This window comes from Streptomyces sp. NPDC057253 (assembly GCF_042669125.1).
GTDB lineage: Bacteria > Actinomycetota > Actinomycetes > Streptomycetales > Streptomycetaceae > Streptomyces.
Window position 1 is genome coordinate 26,174 of sequence record NZ_JBHUXV010000042.1, and the last position, 20,475, is coordinate 46,648.

Here is a 20,475-nt window from a genome sequence, read left to right on the forward strand (position 1 = left end):
CATGACGACTGCACCCGCCGACTCCTCCGGCACCCTCGCCCCCGCCTACGGTGACAAGGTCATCGCCGTCGAGACGGCGGGCTCGGAACCGATCCCCGAAGCGGAACGCCACGGCACCCCGCTCCAGCTGCTGTGGACCTGGGCGTCCCCGAACATCGAGTTCGCGACGGTGTTCATCGGCGTGATCTCGGTCCTGTTCTTCGGCCTGAGCTTCTGGCAGGCCACCGCCGCCATCCTCCTCGGCACCGCCGTCGGCGGCATCACCCAGGGCGTGCTGTCCCTGGACGGGCCGCGCTTCGGGGTCCCGCAGATGGTGATCGGCCGCTTCTCCTTCGGCTACTTCGGCAACATCCTGCCGTCCGCGGCCAACGGTCTGATCGCGGGCGTGGGCTGGTTCGCGGTGAACAGCGTGAGCGCGGCCTTCGCGCTCAACACCCTCACCGGTCTACGGCCGCTGCCGTCGCTGCTGCTCGTGGTCGCGGCCGAGATCGTGATCGGCTTCATCGGCCACAACTTCGTCCACACCTTCGAGAAGTACGCCTTCCCGGCCCTCGCGGTGATCTTCCTGCTGGCCGGTGTGTGGACCTTCAAGGACGCGCACCTGAGCGGCGGCGGCACGGGCGGCGGCATCGGCGGCTTCTTCCTCGCCTTCAGCGCGGCCTGGGGCTACGCGGCCGGCTGGAACCCGTACGCGACGGACTACTCCCGCTATCTGCCGCGCACCGCGAACAAGCTGCGGACGGTCGTCTACCCGGCCGTCGGCCTCTTCGTGTCCGTCGCCGTGGTCGCGATCATCGGCGCGGCCTCGGCGACCATCGTGGCCCCGAAGGACGCCACCCCGACGGCCGCCTTCACCGGCCATCTCCCGGGCTGGCTGGGCGACCTGGTGCTCCTCGCCATCATCCTCGGCGCGATCTCGGCGAACGCCCTCAACATCTACTCGGGCGCGATCTCCATCACCTCCTTCGGCCTGAACCTCCCGACCTGGCTGAGCCGCAGCGTGCTCGTGGTGGTGTCCGGAGTGGCCGGTACGGCGGCGGCGTGGGCCTCGCTCGACGACGCGGGGTCGGCGTACGAGGCGTTCCTGCTGGTGATCGCGTACTGGGTGGCGCCCTGGCTCGGTGTGGTCCTGGTCGAGCGGTGGCTCCAGCGCCGCACGGCGACCGACGAGGAACTCTCCGCCCGCCTGTCCGACCGCACCTTCACCAACTGGCCGGGCCTCGCGGCCCTGCTGCTCGGCGTAGCGGTCTCGGTCCCCCTCTTCTCCAACCAGGAGGACTACGTCGGCTACGTCCCCGACCACTGGCCGTCCTTCGGCGACATCACCCCGGTGGTGGGCTTCGCGGTGAGCGCGGCGCTGTACGCGGCGTTCCGCACCCGCAGGGTCTCAAGCGGCCGGGACTAGGGGGGAGCGCCGGGCGCTGCTGCACCACCCCGAAGCGGGCGCCCGGCAGACCCGGCCCGCCCGGCAGACCCGGCCCGCCCGGCAGCTCTCACTCGCCTCACCACCGAACTGGACGCCCACCGCGAGCTGTTGGGCGACCGCGCGGATGAAGGCCGACGAGGCCTTCGCCCGGCCCGCGGCCGACGCCGCTCGGGCCCGCAACCGCCGCAGCGGCCTGGAGACCCTCATCAGGACGGCCGTCCCGACCGGGGGCGACCTCACCCCGGGTACGGGACGACCTGTCCGACGTGGTCTTCACTCCACGGTGATCGAGTTCAGCTTCTCCCTCAGGTACGCGTGCGAGTCGACCGCCTCGTACGCCACCCGTCCCACCGGCGCCGGTACGGACTCCACCCGCGTGCCCGGGGTGCACTCGCCGAAGTAGACGAGGGACATCAGTTCCTCGGCGGGGGCGTCCGCCGGCGGCGGCAGTACCCGGTGGCGGCCCGAGCGCCAGCGGTCGCCGGTCCAACGGGCCATCAGGTCGCCGATGTTGATGGTGAAGGCGTCGGGGTCGAAGGGGGCGTCCTCCCAGCCGCCCTCGTCCGTGTAGACCTGGAGTCCGCCCTTGCCGGCCTGCCGGTCGAGGATCGTGACGGTCCCGAAGTCGGTGTGCGGGCCGATCCGGAACTGCCCCGGCTCCGGCTCCCCGACGACCTCGGTGCCCGGGTACCAGTTGATGTTGAAGCCGTAGGTCGGATGGTCCATGTGCCGGGAGAAGAAGTCGGGTTCGAGCCCGAGGGCCTCCCCGAGCAGCGACAGCAGCTGCTTCTCCAGCTCCTCCATCCGGTCGAGGTACTCCTCGCAGAGGATCCGCAGCTCGGGCACCTCCTCGGGCCAGACGTTCGGCGCGTACCACTCCGCGTTGACCACCGGGTCCTCGAAGGGCCGGTGCGTCGCGAAGGTCAGCGACTCCTTCAGGTCCGGCGGGGTCTGCGTACCCTCCGAGTAGCCGTTCGCCTCGGCACCGGGCCCGAGCCAGCCCCGCCCGCCGACCTTCGCGGTGTACGGCTGCTTCACGTCCACGGGCATCCGGAAGAATCCACGCGCGGCCTCCCGGATCGCCGATCGCAGCTCAGGCGCCACCCCGTGCCCGGTGACCAGGAAGAACCCGGCGGTCTGGAGCGCCTCGTCGAGCGTGCGGGCGATGGCCGCGCGGGCGTTGTCGTCGCCGTCGGTCCAGGGCCGCAGATCGATGGTGGGAATACGTGGTTTACTCACCGATGTCCTCATTCCACAGAGCGGGGTGCTTCTCGATGAAGTCGGTCATCAGGCCGACGCACTCGGGATCGTCGAGCAGGACGATCTCCACGCCGTGCTCGGCCAGCCAGTCGTGGCCGCCGTGGAACGTGGTCGCCTCGCCGATCACCACCCGGGAGATCCCGAACTGCCGGACCAGCCCGGAGCAGTACCAGCAGGGCGAGAGGGTGGTCACCATCGTCGTACCGCGGTACGACCGCTGCCGCCCCGCGTTGCGGAACGCGTCCGTCTCCCCGTGCACGGACGGGTCGCCGTCCTGGACGCGCCGGTTGTGGCCACGGCCGAGAAGGGTGCCGTCCGCGCCGTAGAGCGCGGCCCCGATGGGGATACCGCCCTCGGCGAGCCCGGCCCGCGCCTCCGCGACGGCGGTGGCGAGCCACGTACGTGCCTGTGCCTGATCCATACCTTCACTCTCCAGTGACGGAAACACGAGGGCAACGTGCGGAAAGTACTCTCCCGGCAGCTCATCACCGGACGAACTGTAGGGAGGCGCGCATGCCCGCACTCACGCTCCGTGAGGTCCTGGACCTCGACCCGGTCCGCGCCGCCGAGCCCGAGCTGCTCGCCGGACACACCGCCCTGGACCGCCCGGTCCGCTGGGTGCACTCCAGCGAGGTCTACGAGGGCGCGAACTTCCTGGACGGCGGCGAACTGCTGCTCACCAACGGCTTCGGACTGACCGACGCAGCCGACGAGGTCCGCCGCCGTTACGTCCGCGAGCTGGCCGCCCGGGGCGTCACCGGACTGGCGGTGGAGGTCGGCCGTTCACTGCCGGCGATGCCGGCCGAGGTGATCGACGAGGCCCGCAGCCGCGAGCTGCCCCTTGTGGCCCTGCACCGGGTCGTGCCCTTCGTACGGATCGCGGAGGCCGCCAACCGGGCGATCGTGGCCCGCGGACTGTCGGCCCGTGCGGTCGTACGGCCGTGGGGCGACGACCACACGGCGGCCCTGCTGGCCGACCTCGCCGACCGGGCGGCACTGAACCAGCCGGAGGTGGAGGCCCGCGCCGCCCTCGCCGGCTTCCACCCGGGCCCCGGCGCCCGTCTGGTCGGGGTCTCGGTCCACGGCGCCCTGGACACCGGCGCGGTGGACCGGGCGGTACGGCTGCTCAGTGGGGCGGCGGTGCTGCGGGCGGCGTTCCCGGGGGACGTGCTGGGGCTGGTCGCCGTACCGGACAGGTACAAGGGCGACCCGGTGAAGGCGGTCCAGGAGGCCTTCGGCACCTCGGCGGACCCCGGCCTCACGGTGGCCGTGGGCCACGCCGTCGCAGGGGAGGGCGGCTGGCTGCGCTGGAGCGACACGCTGCGAGCGGCCCGTACGACCCTGGAACTCGCTCTGACCGTCCCCGCCGCGGAACCCCGGGGGCCCGACGGCCCCCTGGTGACCTCGTCCAGGGCACTGGCCCTGGAACGCGAACTGACCAGAGGCGGCCTGGACGCCAACCGCGAACGCCTCACGGCCCTGGTCCAGCACGTCCTGGGCCCCCTGCTGTCCTGGGAGACGGCGCACCCGAGCAACCTGGTCCGCACGCTGGAGACGTACCTGAGAAACGGCTGCTCCCCTACGCGCACGGCAGCCCTGCTCCACATAGGCCGCCAGTCCCTCTACCAACGCCTGGACAGAATCGAGTCCTTGCTGGGCCTGGAGATAGACGCCCCGGACCTGCTGGGAGAGCTGTTGGCAGCAACATGCGCACACCGGCTGGTGCAGCCCGCTTCAGGGGCGCGGGGAACTGCGCGACCAGCCACAACGGCGCCGCACCCGCCCTACCGCCGAATCGCCTGACGCAACTCGACCAGACTCTTCCCGAGGAAGGGCGCATAGGACGTCACCGTCCGAGGCGTCCGAAGACCTTCCTCCGCCGCGAACACCCGCCGTACCGCCTCCATGGACACCTCCCCGCTCACCACGGGCGCCACCCGGTCACAGATCTCCCGAACCCCGTCCGACAACGGAGTGCCCGGCTCCCCGTCGTCGGCCCCCCACACGTCCCACAGCAGCGTCTCCACCTTGTTCAGCGCCGCGAGATCGAGCCGGATGTTCCCCGCCACGAACCGCTCCCCGAAGAACGGCCCCTCCTCGGGCGCATGCAACCCGAACCGCTTCTCGTCCGCCCCGCCCTCCCGGATCGCCCGCCACGCCTCACCCGCGACGAGAAAACGATCGCGGGGTACGTCCATGAAGTCGAAGTCCACGGGCCAGTTCGCGGTGATCTCGGGATCGGCGAGCTGCGCGTCCGCCAGCAGCCAGCCCCGCGCCTCGTCCCAGTACTCGGTGACGACGTGATCACCGTGGAACCCGCTCGGCGAGAAGTAGTCGGCGAACCCGGACCGTATCCGCGCCGGCACACCCACGTGCCGCAGCAACGAGACGTGCAGCAGCGCGAAGTCACGGCAGATCCCGACGAACCGGTCGCCCGGATCGCGCCGCACGGTCAGCGGCGCGGGGTTCCTGTCGACGACGATGCGCAGGATGTCGTCGATGTACCGGGACTCCGCGTCGCCGTGCAGCCGGTCGGTGGGATGGACGTGCCCGAAGAGCTCGCCCTCGAGCCGATGGATCATCACATCCCTGACGATCCGCGCGAGTCGGGCGGGGTCGGGTGGCGCATCGTCGTACAGCGAGGCCATTTCCCCGGGGGCGGAGAACACGCTCTGCGTGGCGTGGAAGGAGAGGGACACGACGGGCCTCCCGAAGGGCGTCATCGGCCACGTGTTCGAATACGGGCCGGGCGCACCCCACCGTGTCAAAATTCGCCGCCGGCTGTCCAGGAAAGGCGCGCTTCTAGGCGTCCAGGGTCTCCAGCAACCGCTCGAACCGGGCCCGCCAGGCCGGCTCGGTCTCCCCCGACCCCTCGTACTCGTGCGTGAAGCGCAGGACCGACCCCCGGTCCCCGTCCCGCTCCAGGTGGAACCTGATCCGGTCGCCCCGCTCCAGGGTGTACTCGGCGACCCGGTCCACGTCCCACGCGGTGACCTGTCCCGCCCCCAGTCCCGGCAGCACCACGGCACCCCCGAGCCGCGGCTCCAGCACCTCCACGCCGGTCCACCAGCGCGCCAGCCCCTCCGCACTGCCCACCGCGGACCAGGCCCCTTCCATGGGGACCGGCAGCCGCACCAGGAAGTGCAGGACGCGGCTGCTTCCGTGAGTCCGGCTGGTGCCCTGCTCGACGGATCCGGTCATGACACCAGTGTCGCCGAGCGGGGACTCAGACGCCCGCGTACGAGTGCTTGCCGGAGACGAAGATGTTGACGCCGTAGTAGTTGAACAGCCAGCAGCCGAAGGCGATCATCGCCAGGTAGGCGGCCTTGCGGCCCTTCCAGCCGGCGGTGGCGCGGGCGTGCAGGTAGCAGGCGTAGGCGACCCAGGTGATGAAGGACCAGGTCTCCTTCGGGTCCCAGCCCCAGTAGCGGCCCCACGCGTCACCCGCCCAGATCGCGCCCGCGATGATCGTGAACGTCCACAGCGGGAAGACGGCCGCGTTGACGCGGTAGGCGAACTTGTCGAGGCTCGCGGAGGCCGGCAGCCGGTCGAGGACGGAGTTCGCGAACCGGCCGGGCGTGCCGCCGTTCGCGATCTTGTTCTCGTAGCTGTCCTTGAAGAGGTACAGGATCGTGGCGACCGCGCCGACGTAGAAGACCGCGCCGCAGAAGATCGCGGTGGAGACGTGGATGTACAGCCAGTAGGAGTGAAGGGCGGGAACCAACTGGTCGCTGGCGGTGTACAAGACAGTGACGGCGAGGCCGAGATCGAGGAGGACCGTGGTGACCAGGAACAGCCCGAGCCAGCGCACGTTCTTCTTCAGGGCCAGCAGCCCCAGGTACACGGCGACGGCCACCGTGGAGAAGGTGATGTTGAACTCGTACATGTTGCCCCAGGGCGCCCGCTCCACCGAGGCCGCGCGGGCCACCACCCCGGCGAGCTCGACGAGAAAGGCGAGCACCGTGAGGGAGATGGCGATACGCCCGTAGAGGTCGCCCTGCTCGTCCCCGCCGTGCGCCCCGGGCCCGTCGGGCACGTCCCGCGAACCGGTGGCCGACCGCACCACGACCTGCGGCCGCTCCAGTACGGCGGTGCTGCCGCCCTGGTTCACGGTGACGGCCGGCGCCTTCTTGGCCTGGGTCTTCTTGGCGTCGGCGGTGAGCGCGGCGGCGGTGCGGCCGACCTTGCTGCGGCTGCCGAAGAGCCACTCCGCGATGTACGCGAAGAAGGCCAGGGTGTAGACGGCCATGGAGGAGTAGATCAGCGTGTTGCTGATGTTGGCGAGGTGTTCGTTGGTGGCGGTGGCCAACTCGGTTGCGGCGGCGAGAGTCACTTCTCAGCCCCTTCGGAGGGTGCTTCTTGGGGTTCGGGGGTGGATTGCTCGGGTTGCGGCTGCGGGTCTGTGGGAGCCGGGGACTGGTCGTACAGGGTTCCCGCCAGCTCGCCCAGCTCCTCCGGTACCTTCGCCGACTCGCTGCGGCCCAGTCCGGCCATCTCCACGACCGTCACACCGTCGTCGCCGCGCACCGCCCGCACCCACACCCGGCGGCGCTGGATGAACAGGGACGCGGCGAGGCCGAAGATCGCGGTGAGGGCGCCGGCGAGGGCCCAGCCGCTGGCGGGCTGCTGGACGACCTGGAAGTTCGCCCACTGCTTGGTGCCGTCGTAGGTGATCGAACCGGCGCCGTTCGGGAGCTGCATGGTCTCGCCGGGCCTCAGGTTCTCCCTGAGCTCCTGGCCCTTGGCGTCCTTGAAGTCCTTCACGTGCGACTTGTCGAGCTGGTACACGCTCTGCGGGATGCCCGAGTTGACGCCGAGGTCACCGTGGTACGGCGTGAGGTTGAGCACCGGGTTGGTCAGGGCCGGGAAGGTGGAGGCCGTCTCGCTGCCCTTGGTGTAGGTCGGGATGAAGAAGGCCGAGATGCCCAGCTGCTCGGAGACGCCCTTGGCGTTGCGGTAGCCGTCGAGGACCTTGATCACTCCGGTGGAGGTGACGTTGGAGTCGAGCGGCAGCATCGCGACCGCGTCGTGGAAGACGACGTTGCCCTTCCCGTCCCGGACCGTGATGAGGGGGGCGTAGCCGTGGGCGGTGAGATAGACCTTCGCGTCGTCGATCTCCAGCGGCTCGTTGACCTTGACGAGGGTCTTCTGGTCCTTGCCGTAGGCGCCCTTGCTGTAGGTGATGGCCGCCTGGTAGAGGCGCGGGGTGCCCTTGTTGGGGCCGCTGGTCTCGTAGGTGCCGGTGAACTTGTTCAGGGTGAAGCTGAACGGCACCAGGTCGCCGGTGTCGAAGAGGTTGCCGGACTTGAAGTCGTCGTAGGAGATGAGGGTGTTGGAGAAGCCGTCGCCCTCGACGACCAGCTTGTTGCCCTCGGACTTGAAGAGCTGGCCCCAGGCGAAGGCGGTGAGCAGCACGATGAGCGCGATGTGGAAGGCGAGGTTGCCGACCTCACGGAGGTAGCCCTTCTCCCCGGCGACGTTGTCACCGACGAGGTGGGCGCGGAACCGCTTCTTCTTCAGCAGGGCGAGTGCGGCCTCGCGGACCTGCTCGGGCTCGGCCTCGGTGCGCCAGGTGGTGTAGGCGGGCAGCCGGGTCAGCCGCTTCGGGGCACCCGGCGGCCGGCTGCGCAGCTGCCCGACGAACTGCCAGGTGCGGGGCACGATGCAGCCGATGAGGGAGACGAACAGCAGGATGTAGATCGCGGAGAACCACACCGAGCTGTAGACGTGGAAGAGGCCGAGCTTGTCGTAGACGTCCCCGAGGGTGGGGTTGTTCTTGACGAAGTCGGCGACCTTGGTCGCGTCGGTGCCGGTCTGCGGGATGAGCGAGCCGGGGATCGCGCCGAGCGCCACCAGCAGGAGCAGCAGCAGCGCGACCCGCATCGAGGTCAGCTGGCGCCAGAACCAGCGGGCCCAGCCGATGACGCCCAGGGAGGGCAGGTTCGGCGGGCCCTCGACGGGCGCGGTGGACAGCTGGGAGCCGGCCGCGCCGAGGTCCTGGTCGCCGGCGGAGGCGTCCGGGCCGCGGGAGGTGTCGTCCGGGGCACCGGAGGTGTCGGAGGCGGCGGGTGTGGTCTTGCTCATGGATCAGATCCCCACAGAGAAGCCGGCGGACCAGGACTGGAGGTCCTGCACGAGGCGGTCCCACACGCCGGTCAGCAGCAGCAGTCCGGTCACGATCATCATGGTGCCGCCGATGCGCATGACCCAGACGTAGTGGCGCTTGACCCAGCCGAAGGCGCCGAGCGCCTTGCGGAAGGCGACCGCGGCGAGCACGAAGGGCACTCCGAGGCCGAGGCAGTAGGCGACGGTCAGTATGGCACCGCGGCCCGCGCTGCCCTGCTGGGCGGAGAGGGTCAGCACGGAGGCGAGGGTCGGGCCGATGCAGGGGGTCCAGCCGATGCCGAACAGCGCGCCCAGCAGCGGGGCGCCGACCAGGCCCATGGCGGGCTTGTTGTGGAAGCGGAACTCCCGCTGGGTCATCCAGGGCATCAGGCCCATGAAGAAGACACCCATGAGGATCATGAGCACGCCCAGCACCTTGGACAGCACGCTCTGGTTCTCCTGGAGCGTCTGGCCGAAGTAGCCGAACAGCGCCCCGCTGGAGACGAACACCACGGTGAAGCCGAGCACGAACAGGGAGGCGCCCGCGACGATACGGCCGCGCCGGGCCTCGGCCAGGTCGGTGCCGGTGACGCCGGTGACGTACGACAGATAGCCGGGGACCAGCGGCAGGACGCACGGCGAGAAGAAGGAGACGAGGCCGCCGAGCACCGCGATGGGCAGGGCGAGGAGCAACGCCCCGTTGAGGACGGTGCCGTTGTAGCCGGTCTCGGCGGCGAGCGTGACGACTGCGCTCACGTCACTTCTCCGCGAGGACCGGGTCGATCATCTTGCGCAGCTTGCTCTCGCTGAGCGCGGCCAGTGAGCGGGCGGCGATCTTGCCGTCCCGGTCGATGACGAGCGTGGAGGGCACGGCCTGCGGGTTGAGGGTGCCCTTCTGGAAGCGGAGCATCAGCTTGCCGGTCGGGTCGTACAGGCTGGGGAAGGTGATGCCCATGTCCGTCTCGAAGGCGCGGGCGTTCTTGATGCTGGTGTCGCGGGTGTTGATGCCGACGAACTGCACGTCCTTGCCCTTGAGCTCCTTGGAGACGGTCTCCAGGTTGGGCGCCTCGGCCCGGCAGGGAGCGCACCAGGAGCCCCAGATGTTCAGGACGACGATCTTGCCCTTGAAGTCGGCGACGTCGAGCTGCTTGCCGTCGACGGTCTTGCCGGACAGGTCGGGGGCGGTGCCCCGGTCGCCCTGCTTGGCGGTCGAGATGCCGTCGGCGCCCATGATGAAGTTGGTGTCGCCGCCTCCGCCCGAGGTGCCGCCCGAGCTGCACGCGGACAGGATCAGCGCCGCGGCCGCGGCACCCGCGGTGAGCAGGCTGGCACGGACTCGGGAGCGGCTACGGCTGGCGGCACTCATGTGAAAAGTTTCGCATGCCCGTTCCGGGGATCTCGGGCACCCCCCTTGCGGGCGGAAACCCGCATTTCAGGCAGCGTTTGCGGAGGATGTCGAGGACGGGTTTCCGGAGGGCGTCGAGGTGCCCTTCAGGAAGGTGTTCCAGCCGCCGGCCGGCCGCTGCCCGACGTCGAGCGTCCGCAGCCGCGCGAGCACCTCCGGCTTCTGGACGTCCATCCAGTCGACGAATTGCCGGAAGGAGACCATGCGGATGTCGGCGCCCCTCTCCTTCTCCCGCGCGATGTGCGTGAGGGCCTGTTCCACGGCGTCCATGTAGATGCCGCCGTTCCAGTGCTCGAAGTGGTTGCCGACGAAGAAGGGGGCGCGGTTGGTCTCGTAGGCGCGCTGGAAGCCGGCGATGTAGGCGCCCGCGGCCTGCTCGCGCCAGGCCGGGTAGTTGTAGGCGGGCGCGTTGGTCGAGTTGATCGACTGGTTGGCGAGCATGTTGTAGTCCATGGACAGGACCTCGAAGCTGCGGCCGGGGAACGGTATCGCCTGGAGGGGCAGGTCCCATATCCCGTTCGTCTTCACGGGCCAGACCTGGCGGCCGCCGGGCGAGGAGGCGTCGTAGCGCCAGCCGAGCGCACGGGCGGTGGGCAGCAGGTTGTCCTGGCCGAGGAGGCAGGGGGTGCGGCCGCCGACGAGTTCCTTGTCGTAGTCGAAGGGCAGGGCGGGCAGATCGGTCCAGCCGGTGTTGGTCCGCCACTGCTTGACGAAAGCTTTCGCCTGCTGGATCTCCGAGCGCCACTGCGCCGGCGTCCAGTGGGCGACGGTGCCGTAGCCGCCGCAGAAGTGGCCGTTGAAGTGGGTGCCGATCTCGTGCCCCTCCAGCCACGCACGCCGGACGTTGGCCAGGGTCGCCCTGACGTGCTCGTCGGTGAGGTAGCCGATGTCGGAGGCGCCGCGGGGGTTGTTCGGGGGGTCGTAGAGCCGCTTCTTCGACTCGGGCAGCAGATACAGCCCGGAGAGGAAGAAGGTCATGTGCGCGTCGTGCTTCCTGGCGAGGTCGAGGAAGCGCGGGAAGAGCCCGTTGCCGACCTCGCCGGCGCCGTCCCAGGAGAAGATCACGAACTGCGGCGGGGTCTGCCCGGGCTCCAACGGCACGGGCTTGCCGGGCTGGTGGGGCTGCCTGCCGGTGAAGGAGGTGGAGCCGTCACCGATGGGGCGGACGGTGACGGGCTTCTTGCTCGGCTTGGCCCCGGCGGCGTGGGTCGCCCCCTGCGAGGGGGTGAGGTTTCCACACCCCGAGAGTCCTACGGCGGCCGCGGCCCCCGCCCCGAGCCCGAGCGCACCCCTTCGACTGAGAGTGGCCATGTTTCCCCGATTCGTCACGTTCTCTGGTGGTCACCCAGTCAGAGGAGACGAGGAGGGGGGAAGGTTCCGGCACTATTTGCGGATTGGGTAACAGAAGCGCGCCCCACAGGGGCGCGGGGCTGTTTCGACATGCGGCTCCGCCGCGTGGGCGCGACCAGCCACAACAGCCCCGCAGTCCCCCACGAACCGCTAGGCCCCGAACGCCTTGGACTTGCCCTTCACCGGCTTGGCGCCCGCCCGAAGATGAACCGGCACCAGATCGATCGCGGGCTCGCTGTACCCCACGGACACGATCCGGTCGCCCTGATACGTGAAGGACGTCAAAGAGGCCAGCGTGCACTGCCGCCGCCGCGGATCGTGCCACAGCCGCCGCTTCTCGACCCACGACCGCACGATCCAGATCGGCAGCTGGTGACTGACGAGCACGGCCTCATGCCCCCGCGCCCGGTCCCGCGCCGCGTCCAGCGCCCCCTTCATCCGGACGACCTGGTCGACGTACGGCTCCCCCCACGACGGCTTGAAGGGGTTGACGAGGTGCTTCCAGTTCTCGGGGTTCTTCAGCGCGCCGTCCCCGACCCCGAAGGTCTTGCCCTGGAAGACGTTCTCGGCCTCGATGAGCCGCTCGTCGGTGGCGATGTCGAGCCCGTGCGACTTGGCGATCGGCGTGGCGGTCTCCTGCGCCCGCTCCAGCGGGGACGCGCAGACGTAGGTGATGTCCCGGGGGGCGAGGTGCTCGGCGACCCGGTCGGCCATCTGCCGTCCGAGTTCGGAGAGGTGGTAGCCCGTGAGACGGCCGTAGAGGACCCCGTCGGGGTTGGCGACCTCGCCGTGCCGCATCAGGTGGACGACGGTGATGTCGCTGTCGGTCGAGTTGCTCATGCTGCCGTGGCCTCCGCCGCCGCTCGGGCCGCCGCCGGAAGGGCGTCGGCGATCCGCTGAACCGCCTGTTCGTCGTGGGCCGTGGAGACGAACCAGGACTCGAAGGAGGACGGCGGCAGGTAGACGCCGTTCTCCAGAAGGGAGTGGAAGAACGCGGTGAACCGGAAGGACTCCTGCGCCCTCGCGTCCTCGTAGTCGCGCACCGGCCGGTCGGTGAAGAACACCGAGAACATGTTGGAGGCGTTCTGGAGGGTGTGGGCGACCCCCTCCTTGCCGAGCGCCTCGGTGACCAGGGACTGGATCTGCCGGGACACGGCGTCGACCTTGTCGTAGGCCGCGTCGTCGAGGAGCCGCAGCTGGGCGAGGCCGGCGGCGGTGGCGACGGGGTTCCCGGAGAGGGTGCCGGCCTGGTAGACGGGCCCGGCGGGCGCGAGGTGCGCCATGACGTCGGCGCGGCCACCGAAGGCGGCGGCCGGGAAGCCACCGCCCATGACCTTCCCGAAGGTCATGAGGTCGGGCCGGACGCCGTCGATGCCGTACCACCCGCTCCGGCTGGTCCGGAACCCGGTCATGACCTCGTCGGAGATGTAGAGGGCGCCGTTCTGGGCGCAGGCGTCCTTGAGGCCCTGGTTGAAGCCGGGCAGCGGCGGCACGACGCCCATGTTGCCGGGCGAGGCCTCGGTGATCACACAGGCGATCTCACCGGGGTGCCGGTGGAAGGCCTCGTGGACGGCTTCGAGGTCGTTGTACGGCAGCACGATCGTGTCGCCGGCCTGGGCACCGGTGACGCCGGGGGTGTCGGGGAGCGCGAAGGTGGCGACACCGCTGCCCGCGGCGGCGAGGAGGGAGTCGACGTGGCCGTGGTAGCAGCCGGCGAACTTGATGACCTTGGTGCGCCGGGTGAAGCCGCGGGCGAGGCGGATCGCGGACATGGTGGCCTCGGTCCCGCTGGAGACGAGCCGCACCTGGTCGACGGGCTCGACGCGGGCCACGATCTCCTCGGCGAGCGCGACCTCGCCCTCACCGGGGGTGCCGAAGGAGGTGCCCTTGGACACCGCCTCCTGGACGGCGGCGATCACCTCGGGGTGGGAGTGCCCGAGGATCATGGGGCCCCAGGAGCAGACGAGGTCGACGTACTCGCGCCCGTCGGCGTCCGTCAGGTACGGGCCGGTGCCGGACACCATGAAGCGGGGGGTGCCGCCCACGGCGCGGAAGGCGCGGACCGGGGAGTTCACGCCGCCGGGTGTGACGGCCGACGCGCGGTCGAACAGGGCCTGCGAGACAGGCGCGTCGTACGAATAGGGCAATTCACTCATAACTTGCGGCTACTCCGACCTTCTCCGGTTTGTTCGGCTTTCTCGGACTCCGTTGCCGGTGACCACCTCAGGGTAGGCCAGCCCTCGCAAGCGCCCGGTCCCCGACGATCTGCGAAACTGGATGCAGATACACACAGCTCACGGGGACGATGGCGCGCAGCCGGTTGTTCAGGGGCTGCGAAGATCCTGCGGACAGGTGTTTCAACGCACGTTTCGGCGGGCGGCCGTGGGGGAGGTCACTGACACGATGATCGGGTTGCGCGGCGGGGCCTGCGCGTCCTAGAAAAGCAGTCGGGTGGAGATATGCATCGCGGTGGCGGACTGGGCGAGGGGACTGACGACCTGGGTCCTCGACGTGCCCGGCGGGGGAAGCACCGACGCGAGGCGGAGGAAGCCGGCGAGACGCGTCCGGGACATGGCGCCGTGGCGCCGGGTGAGTCGGATCGCGACGAGCGACGTATCGAACGTCGTATCGATCCGTTGACGGCGGGAAGCAGGAATGGTGGTCGGGTGGGGGTGACGTACAAGTACTTCGGCGCGCCCGACGGCGCGACCGCGGCCCGTGTCCCGATCTCGATGCGCCCCGAGGAACTCGGCGGCGACGAGCTGGGCATGAACGGCATGTTCACCAAGATCAAGCCGGAGACCATGGCGGCGATGGTCCTCACCGGCATAGAAGGCGTCCCCCTCCACAAGGTCCCCCCGCTCGAACTGGTCGTCCTGCACCCCGACTACGCGGTGGTCAAACTCCCCATGACGGTCGTGGACCCGCTGCGCGGCATAGGCGAGGAAGCGGTGGGCGCGGCGGCCTTCATCTGGTCCACGGTCCCGGACCGGGGAGGCCCCCGGGACGCGTTCAACGTCTACCAACTGCTGCACGAGTGGCAGGACTTCAGCCACCGCTTGCACGAGGCGGGGCACCAGCCTTATTGCCTGGTGTGGCCCTGAGCCGGAGTTTCTTCCAGGGCCACCCCTATACCACCTCGACTTGCATCACTTGGTGGTCACGTTGAAAAAGCTCAAGGACTGACCGGTCCGCTGGATGATGTCTCTCAACGCCGACCAGGGGGAACAGCAATGAGAGACGACGAATTCGCGGCCATGAGGGACTTCCTCCGGGCACGTCTTGACGAGGAAGTGACCGCGGCTCGCGCACTGAAGCCCGGCAAGAACCAGAACGTGGCGATGTTGCAGGCCCGGGTCCTCGCCGACGTGGAGGCGAAGCGGCGGCTCGTCGACTGGGTGGAGGAGATGCCGCGGATGGTGGAGGACACTGAGGTGCGTGTCCTCTGGAAGAGGGTGGTCGGGCAGGTGTGGGCCGGACTCTCGCGGGACTCCCGTAGCCCGGTGATCCGCGAACTCGTCGCGGCGTACGACGGCCACCGCGACTTCCATCCCGCGTGGCGACTGGTCGAGGCCGCCCAGGACAAGTAGGGGCCGCGGGGGGGCATTCCCAGCCCCCCCCGTCGACCGCCTACCTGGAACCGCTGGCCGGCCCCATTCCGGAGTGGCTGACGATGTCTCCGCCGGTCTGTTCGCGGAACTTCTTCAGGGCGTCGATCTTCGCGCTGATGATCCAGCGCGAGCCGACGAGGAAGTCCGCCCGGTACGCGGAGGCGGACTCCAGCCAGGCCTCCTTGAACCGCTCCTCGGGGAAGGTGGTGATGAGGTAGTCGACGTCCTTGGTGTGGCAGACACCCTGGCGCAGTTCGTCCGCCTCGATGCGGATCCTGGGCTTGCAGCCCGTCAGCCCCGCGATGACCTCGACCTTCGCGGGCGCCACGACTCCCGCCCGCACGGCGGAGATCGCGGGGCTCTTCGACGCCTTGCGCTCACCGGCCGACTCGTCCGCCCCGCCGCAGGCCACGGTCAGCGGCATCAGGGCGAGCCCGGCCCCGACGGCCGCGCCTCGGGCCAGTCGGGCGGCGGCGGGGGTACGGCCGGTGCGTGACGGCGGCTGGATGAGGGGCACGTCGCTTTCTCCGTATCCGGGCACTGGCTGCCCGATCGGGGACAGACGGTCACCCCGGGGTACGGGTGAACACGGACGCGCGTTCACCCGCTGTCCCGTCGCAACCCCCGCCGCACCCCCACCCGTCAACCAACCTCCCCCGGCACCTCCTTCATCTCATCCACCACCGCCCGCCGAGTGATCGCGACCGTGAACGTCACCGTCCCCTTCTTGAACGTGTCGCTCGGCTCGACCTGGACATTGCGCTCCCCCAGGAACGCGTACGTCTTCCTGTCGAAGATCCACTCCGTGCGCTGCCCGCTCTGCTCGTCGAGCCGCGCGATGGCGACCCCGTGGCGGCCGACCGCGTCGACCGCGTCGTCCACCGCGACGACCCCGGGGATCTCGGCGGCGGCCTTGTAGAGCGCGGCGGTCAGCTTCGGGGGCGGGTAGCTCTCGGTCAGCAGGTCCCCGATGGCGACGAACGCGGCCTGGTCACGAGGGACTTCGGGGTCCCGGACGGCGTCCGACTCCTGGTAGATCTTCCGCAGCAGGGCCGCCGGGTCGGTGGGCAGCGTCACCAGCCGGTCGTAGGCCGAGCTGAGCGGGTTCGGGCCGGCCAGGGTGATGCCGTCCTTGCCCGTGTTCCCGGGCTCGATCAGCCAGCCGTCGCGGCCGTCGGGGGACTGCCAGACCTGACGGGAGTGCAGCTTCTCGCTGACCACCGTGGTCTTGTCGTCGACGGTCTTGGGATACGTGCTGGCGACCTTGGACGCGATGTAGAGGAACTGGTCGTCCCGCACGCCGGGTTCGGAGGTGTCGGCGGCGGCCAGGGAGATGTGGTCGAGCAGCGGCTCGGCCCCCCGGGCGTCGACGGCGCCGATCCGGGTCGTCAGCGCGGGCCCGGTGGCCAGGCCGGCGCCGGAGTCCCCGCTGCCGCTCAGGGCGAGGCCGCCCACCACCGCGCCGGCCAGCGCGCAGGCCAGCGCGGGCAGCAGGACCGCGCGGCGCAGGAACGGGTTGCGGCGCACAGGTACGGCAGGGGCGGCAGGGGCCGTACGGAGTTCTTCGCGGATCCGGGCCATCATCTGCTCCTTGTGGAACTGGTGGCGGCCCGCCGGCAGATCCCGCTCCACGGCGGACACGAGACCCCGGGTCTCCGTCCACTCGGCCGGGTGCGGCTGGGAGGGGCTGGCGTTCATCGGTTTCCTTCCTGTGCGGACCGGATCACGTACTCGCGATCACCCTTTGCCTGCCGGTTCGTCCGGGTGAGTTCCCGTTTTTCTCGGGCGAGTTGGGCCAGTTCCGCCTCGGCCAGCTTCCGCAGCCGACCGCGGGCCCGCGAGAGCCGGGAGCGGACCGTGCCGACCGGGATGCCGAGGGCGCGGGCGGCGTCGGCGTACTCCAGGCCCTCCCACAGGCACAGCACGAGGACCTCGCGTTCGGGGCGTCTGAGTGCGGCGAGCGCGGTCACGGTGGCGGCGATCCGGCGCCGGTCGTCCACCCGCCCCGCGGTCTCCTCCGCGTGGTCGGCGACCTCCGCGACACCCGCCGCGGCCACCGCTCCGGCCGCCGCGCGGTAGCGCCGGTTGCCGCGGCAGTGGGAGCGGGCCACGTTGGTGGCGATGCCGAGCAGCCACGGCCGCAGCGAGCCCCCGTCGGCGTCGACGGAGGTCCGGCGCCGCCAGGCCTCCATGAAGGTGGCCGACATGACGTCCTCGGCCACGGACCAGTCGGCGGTCAGCCGGAAGGCGTGGTTGTACACCGAGCGGGCGCACTGGTCGTAGAGCTCCGCGAAGGCGTCCGGATCCCCGGCCCGTATCCGGGTTCGCATATCTGTGGTCACGTCCTCAACTGCGCGTCCGGATCGCCGAGTTCCCGTGACACCCGTCACACACGCCTCTCCATCCCAACCAATGTTGTGCACTTTATTGACGGCAGTCACCAGACAGCCTAATTTCGCGGTGTCCTCCTTCCCCCGCTCAGAGGAGACCGCGATGCCCCCGTCCCCCACCGCATCCGCCCGGACCCGCCAACTCCGCCGAGTCGCCCTCTCCGGCCTGCTCGGCACCGCCGTCGAGTTCTACGACTTCCTCGTCTACGGCACCGTCGCCGCCCTCGTCTTCGGCGAACTGTTCTTCCCCGGCGCCGACCCCGCCGTGGGCACCATCGCCGCGTTCGGCACCTTCGCCGCCGGATACGTGGCCCGCCCCATCGGCGGCATCGTCTTCGGGCACTTCGGCGACCGCCTCGGCCGCAAGAGGATGCTGCTGCTCACCATGGGCCTGATGGGCGGCGCCAGCTTCCTCATCGGCCTGCTGCCCACGTACGACACCATCGGCGTCTGGGCGCCCGTCCTGCTGATCACCCTGCGGGTGCTCCAGGGCATCGCCATCGGCGGCGAGTGGGGCGGCGCGACCCTGATGGTCGTGGAGCACGCGGGCGAGCGGCGCCGCGGTCTGTGGTCCAGCTTCACGCAGATGGGAGCCCCGCTCGGCTCCCTGATCTCCGCCGCCGTCGTCGCCCTGGTCTCCACCCTCCCCAAGGACCAGTTCGCGGCGTGGGGCTGGCGGGTGCCGTTCCTGCTGAGCGTGCTGCTGCTCGGCGTCGGCCTGTTCGTCCGCCTCCAGGTGGTCGAGAGCCCGCTGTTCGCCGAGGTGAAGAAGGAGCGCGCCGAGTCCCGGCTGCCGATCCTCGACGTCCTCAAGCGCCCCCGTCCCGTCCTGCTGGCCTGCGGTGTCGGCATCGGCGCCTTCACCGCCCAGTCCCTGCTGACCAGTTACCTGATCTCGTACGCCACCGGCATCGGCTACCCCCGCCCGCAGGTGCTCACCGCGCTCACCGTCTCCGCCGCGGTCGCCCTGGTCGTGCTGCCCTGCGCGTCCGCGCTCTCCGACCGGATCGGCCGCCGCCCGGTCGTCCTCGTCGGCGCGATCCTGTCCGCGGCGACCGCCTTCCCGGTCCTCGCGCTGGTCGACTCCAGGTCGTCGGGCTCCCTGATCCTGGCCGTCGTCATCGGCCACGGCATCTCCCAGTCGCTGATGTACGGCCCGCTCGGCGCCCTGTTCAGCGAGATGTTCGGCACCAGGGTCCGCTACACCGGCGCCTCCCTCGGCTACCAGGGCGCCACCCTGGTCGGCGCCGGCTTCTCCCCGCTGATCGCCGGGAGCCTGGTCGCGGGCAGCGGCAACGGCACCCCCGTGGCCCTGCTGCTGTGCGGCGGCTCGCTGATCACCGCGCTGACGGTGTTCCTGGTCCGCGAGACGAGCCGCGGCTCCCTCGCCGACCCCGCCTCCGAACTCCCCACCACCCCCCACACCGAGGAGATCACCGCATGAGGCACGGCACCCGCGTCGCCTGCTCGGCAGCCCTCCTGCTCACCCTCACCACCGCACCCACCGCCATGGCGACGGCCACCGCGACACTCCCCGGCACGGCGACGGCCACCCCCGCCACCACCCCACTCCCCGCCACGGCGACGGCCACCCCGCCCACCACGCGCGTGGAGGGCACGCTCCCCTCCGGCGCCACCTACCTCATGGACGTCCCCACCACCTGGAACGGCACCGTCCTCCTCTTCAGCCACGGCTACACCTCCGGCCCCGCCAACCCCGCCCAGGACGCCCCCGACGACGCCACCAAGACCCTGCTCCTGCAAGGCGGTTACGCCCTCGTCGGCTCCTCGTACGCCACCACCGGCTGGGCCGTCACCGACGCGGTCCCCGACCAGCTCGCCACCCTCAAGGCCTTCACCGCCCGCTTCGGCCAGGCCTCCCGCACCCTCGCCTGGGGACGGTCGTACGGCGGCCTGGTCACCACGGCGATCGCCGAACGCCACCCGGACGCGATCGACGGCTCTCTCTCCCTGTGCGGCCTGGTCCAGGGCGGGATCGCCAACTGGAACAACACCCTCGACCCCGCCTTCGCCCTCAGGACGCTCCTCGGCTCCGACGTCCCCCTCGTCGACCTGCCGACCCAGGCGGCTGCCACCGACGCGGCGAACACCCTCGCCGCCGCGGTCGACTCCGCCCAGTCGACGGCCGAGGGCCGGGCCCGGATCGCCCTCGCCGCCGCCCTCCACAACATCCCGGTCTGGAACGCGCCCACCCAGACCCGCCCGGCCGCCGACGACTGGGACGCCCAGCAGGCCAACCAGTACGACGCGGTGAAGGGCCTGCTGCGGATCGCCGCCTTCAACCGGCGCCAGGAGGCCGAGGTCCGCGCGGGCGGCAACATGTCCTGGAACACCGGCGTCGACTACGCCCGCCTGCTCGCCCGGTCCTCCGTCCGCAAGGAGGTCACCGCGCTCTACAAGAAGGCCGGCCTCTCCCTGGGCAAGGATCTCGCGGCGCTGAACCGCGCCCCGCGCATCGCCGCCGACTCCAAGGCCGTCGCCTGGATGAGCGCCACCAGCAGTTTCACCGGCGTTCTGACCAAGCCCCAGCTCTCGGTCCACACCATCGGCGACCCCCTGGTCCCGGTCCAGACGGAGAGCGCGCTGAAGCGGGCGGTCACGGCGGCCGGTTCCGGCCCCCTGCTGCGCCAGGCCTACGTCGACAACGCCGGCCACTGCACCTTCAGCCCCGCCGAACAACTCGCCGCCCTCCACACCCTGGAGGACCGCCTGACCACCGGCACCTGGCGGGGCACCGACCCGGCGTCCCTCAACGCCCGCGCCACCGCCGCCGACCCCACCACCCCCACCCGCTACGTCCGGTACCACCCCACCCCCTACCTGCGCCCGTACGACCTTGCCCACCCCGCCGACCGCCGATGACCTCGTACGACCGCCTGCCGCACCCTCGGCGGGCGGTCGTACTCT

General features: G+C 70.6%; 20 protein-coding genes. 6 read left to right on the plus strand and 14 right to left on the minus strand.

Going from position 1 to position 20,475, the window contains the following annotated elements:
- Nucleotide 1: 1 nt before the first annotated feature.
- Nucleotides 2-1,405, plus strand: a complete 1,404-nt coding sequence (locus ACFULQ_RS23090) for a purine-cytosine permease family protein (RefSeq protein WP_383546747.1) — start codon at nucleotides 2-4, stop codon at nucleotides 1,403-1,405.
- A 294-nt stretch (nucleotides 1,406-1,699) separates the two neighbouring features.
- Here ACFULQ_RS23090 and ACFULQ_RS23095 read toward each other — a convergent pair whose 3' ends face one another.
- Complete coding sequence (locus ACFULQ_RS23095; RefSeq protein WP_383546749.1) at nucleotides 1,700-2,677, minus strand: isopenicillin N synthase family dioxygenase; 978 nt, start codon at nucleotides 2,675-2,677, stop codon at nucleotides 1,700-1,702.
- Complete coding sequence (locus ACFULQ_RS23100; protein WP_383546751.1) at nucleotides 2,658-3,107, minus strand: nucleoside deaminase; 450 nt, start codon at nucleotides 3,105-3,107, stop codon at nucleotides 2,658-2,660. Before ACFULQ_RS23100 ends, ACFULQ_RS23095 begins: the two co-directional genes overlap by 20 nt.
- A gap of 92 nt (nucleotides 3,108-3,199) precedes the next feature.
- Here ACFULQ_RS23100 and ACFULQ_RS23105 point away from each other — a divergent pair, with 92 nt between their 5' ends.
- Complete coding sequence (locus ACFULQ_RS23105; protein WP_383546753.1) at nucleotides 3,200-4,489, plus strand: PucR family transcriptional regulator; 1,290 nt, start codon at nucleotides 3,200-3,202, stop codon at nucleotides 4,487-4,489.
- Here the strand turns inward: ACFULQ_RS23105 and ACFULQ_RS23110 are convergent.
- The 9 genes from ACFULQ_RS23110 to hemL form a co-directional block, all read right to left on the minus strand.
- Entirely contained in the window at nucleotides 4,471-5,409 is a 939-nt protein-coding gene (locus ACFULQ_RS23110) for a transglutaminase-like domain-containing protein (protein ID WP_383546755.1), read from the minus strand. The genes ACFULQ_RS23105 and ACFULQ_RS23110 overlap by 19 nt on opposite strands.
- A 79-nt stretch (nucleotides 5,410-5,488) precedes the next feature.
- Complete coding sequence (locus tag ACFULQ_RS23115; protein WP_383546757.1) at nucleotides 5,489-5,887, minus strand: hypothetical protein; 399 nt, start codon at nucleotides 5,885-5,887, stop codon at nucleotides 5,489-5,491.
- A gap of 25 nt (nucleotides 5,888-5,912) precedes the next feature.
- Nucleotides 5,913-7,019: a c-type cytochrome biogenesis protein CcsB gene (ccsB, locus tag ACFULQ_RS23120; protein WP_383546758.1), complete on the minus strand. Its 1,107-nt coding sequence runs from the start codon at nucleotides 7,017-7,019 to the stop codon at nucleotides 5,913-5,915.
- Nucleotides 7,016-8,770, minus strand: a complete 1,755-nt coding sequence (locus ACFULQ_RS23125) for a cytochrome c biogenesis protein ResB (protein ID WP_383546760.1) — start codon at nucleotides 8,768-8,770, stop codon at nucleotides 7,016-7,018. Before ACFULQ_RS23125 ends, ccsB begins: the two co-directional genes overlap by 4 nt.
- Before the next feature lie 3 nt (nucleotides 8,771-8,773).
- Nucleotides 8,774-9,547 carry a cytochrome c biogenesis CcdA family protein gene (locus ACFULQ_RS23130; RefSeq protein ID WP_383546761.1) on the minus strand — a complete coding sequence of 258 codons (774 nt, stop codon included), beginning with the start codon at nucleotides 9,545-9,547 and terminating at the stop codon, nucleotides 8,774-8,776.
- Nucleotide 9,548: 1 nt separating this feature from the next.
- Nucleotides 9,549-10,157, minus strand: coding sequence for a TlpA family protein disulfide reductase (locus ACFULQ_RS23135; protein WP_383546763.1), 609 nt, complete (start codon nucleotides 10,155-10,157; stop codon nucleotides 9,549-9,551).
- A 66-nt stretch (nucleotides 10,158-10,223) separates the two neighbouring features.
- On the minus strand, nucleotides 10,224-11,507 hold the full coding sequence (locus tag ACFULQ_RS23140) for a hypothetical protein (RefSeq protein ID WP_383546765.1): 1,284 nt from the start codon (nucleotides 11,505-11,507) through the stop codon (nucleotides 10,224-10,226).
- A gap of 189 nt (nucleotides 11,508-11,696) precedes the next feature.
- Nucleotides 11,697-12,386 carry a histidine phosphatase family protein gene (locus ACFULQ_RS23145; protein WP_383546767.1) on the minus strand — a complete coding sequence of 230 codons (690 nt, stop codon included), beginning with the start codon at nucleotides 12,384-12,386 and terminating at the stop codon, nucleotides 11,697-11,699.
- Nucleotides 12,383-13,702 (minus strand): glutamate-1-semialdehyde 2,1-aminomutase, encoded by a 1,320-nt coding sequence (gene hemL, locus ACFULQ_RS23150; RefSeq protein ID WP_383546769.1) that lies wholly within the window; start codon nucleotides 13,700-13,702, stop codon nucleotides 12,383-12,385. Before hemL ends, ACFULQ_RS23145 begins: the two co-directional genes overlap by 4 nt.
- Before the next feature lie 303 nt (nucleotides 13,703-14,005).
- Here hemL and ACFULQ_RS23155 point away from each other — a divergent pair, with 303 nt between their 5' ends.
- Together ACFULQ_RS23155 and ACFULQ_RS23160 are read left to right on the plus strand one after the other, a co-directional pair.
- Entirely contained in the window at nucleotides 14,006-14,650 is a 645-nt protein-coding gene (locus ACFULQ_RS23155) for a hypothetical protein (RefSeq protein ID WP_383546771.1), read from the plus strand.
- Nucleotides 14,651-14,779: 129 nt separating this feature from the next.
- Nucleotides 14,780-15,136 (plus strand): DUF6221 family protein, encoded by a 357-nt coding sequence (locus ACFULQ_RS23160; RefSeq protein ID WP_383546773.1) that lies wholly within the window; start codon nucleotides 14,780-14,782, stop codon nucleotides 15,134-15,136.
- 40 nt (nucleotides 15,137-15,176) lie between these two features.
- On the opposite strand, the gene ACFULQ_RS23165 is transcribed toward ACFULQ_RS23160, so the two are convergent.
- The 3 genes from ACFULQ_RS23165 to ACFULQ_RS23175 form a co-directional block, all read right to left on the minus strand.
- Complete coding sequence (locus ACFULQ_RS23165; protein ID WP_383546775.1) at nucleotides 15,177-15,674, minus strand: hypothetical protein; 498 nt, start codon at nucleotides 15,672-15,674, stop codon at nucleotides 15,177-15,179.
- 125 nt (nucleotides 15,675-15,799) lie between these two features.
- Entirely contained in the window at nucleotides 15,800-16,855 is a 1,056-nt protein-coding gene (locus ACFULQ_RS23170; RefSeq protein ID WP_383546776.1) for a CU044_5270 family protein, read from the minus strand.
- Nucleotides 16,852-17,487 (minus strand): RNA polymerase sigma factor, encoded by a 636-nt coding sequence (locus ACFULQ_RS23175; RefSeq protein WP_383546778.1) that lies wholly within the window; start codon nucleotides 17,485-17,487, stop codon nucleotides 16,852-16,854. The genes ACFULQ_RS23170 and ACFULQ_RS23175 overlap by 4 nt, the downstream gene beginning before the upstream one ends.
- Before the next feature lie 163 nt (nucleotides 17,488-17,650).
- Between ACFULQ_RS23175 and ACFULQ_RS23180 the strand changes: the two genes are divergently transcribed.
- Both ACFULQ_RS23180 and ACFULQ_RS23185 read left to right on the plus strand, forming a co-directional pair.
- Nucleotides 17,651-18,991 (plus strand): MFS transporter, encoded by a 1,341-nt coding sequence (locus ACFULQ_RS23180; RefSeq protein WP_383546779.1) that lies wholly within the window; start codon nucleotides 17,651-17,653, stop codon nucleotides 18,989-18,991.
- A complete protein-coding gene (locus ACFULQ_RS23185) occupies nucleotides 18,988-20,430 on the plus strand; it encodes an alpha/beta fold hydrolase (RefSeq protein WP_383546781.1) in 1,443 nt (480 codons plus the stop codon). Before ACFULQ_RS23180 ends, ACFULQ_RS23185 begins: the two co-directional genes overlap by 4 nt.
- The last annotated feature ends 45 nt before the right edge of the window (nucleotides 20,431-20,475 follow it).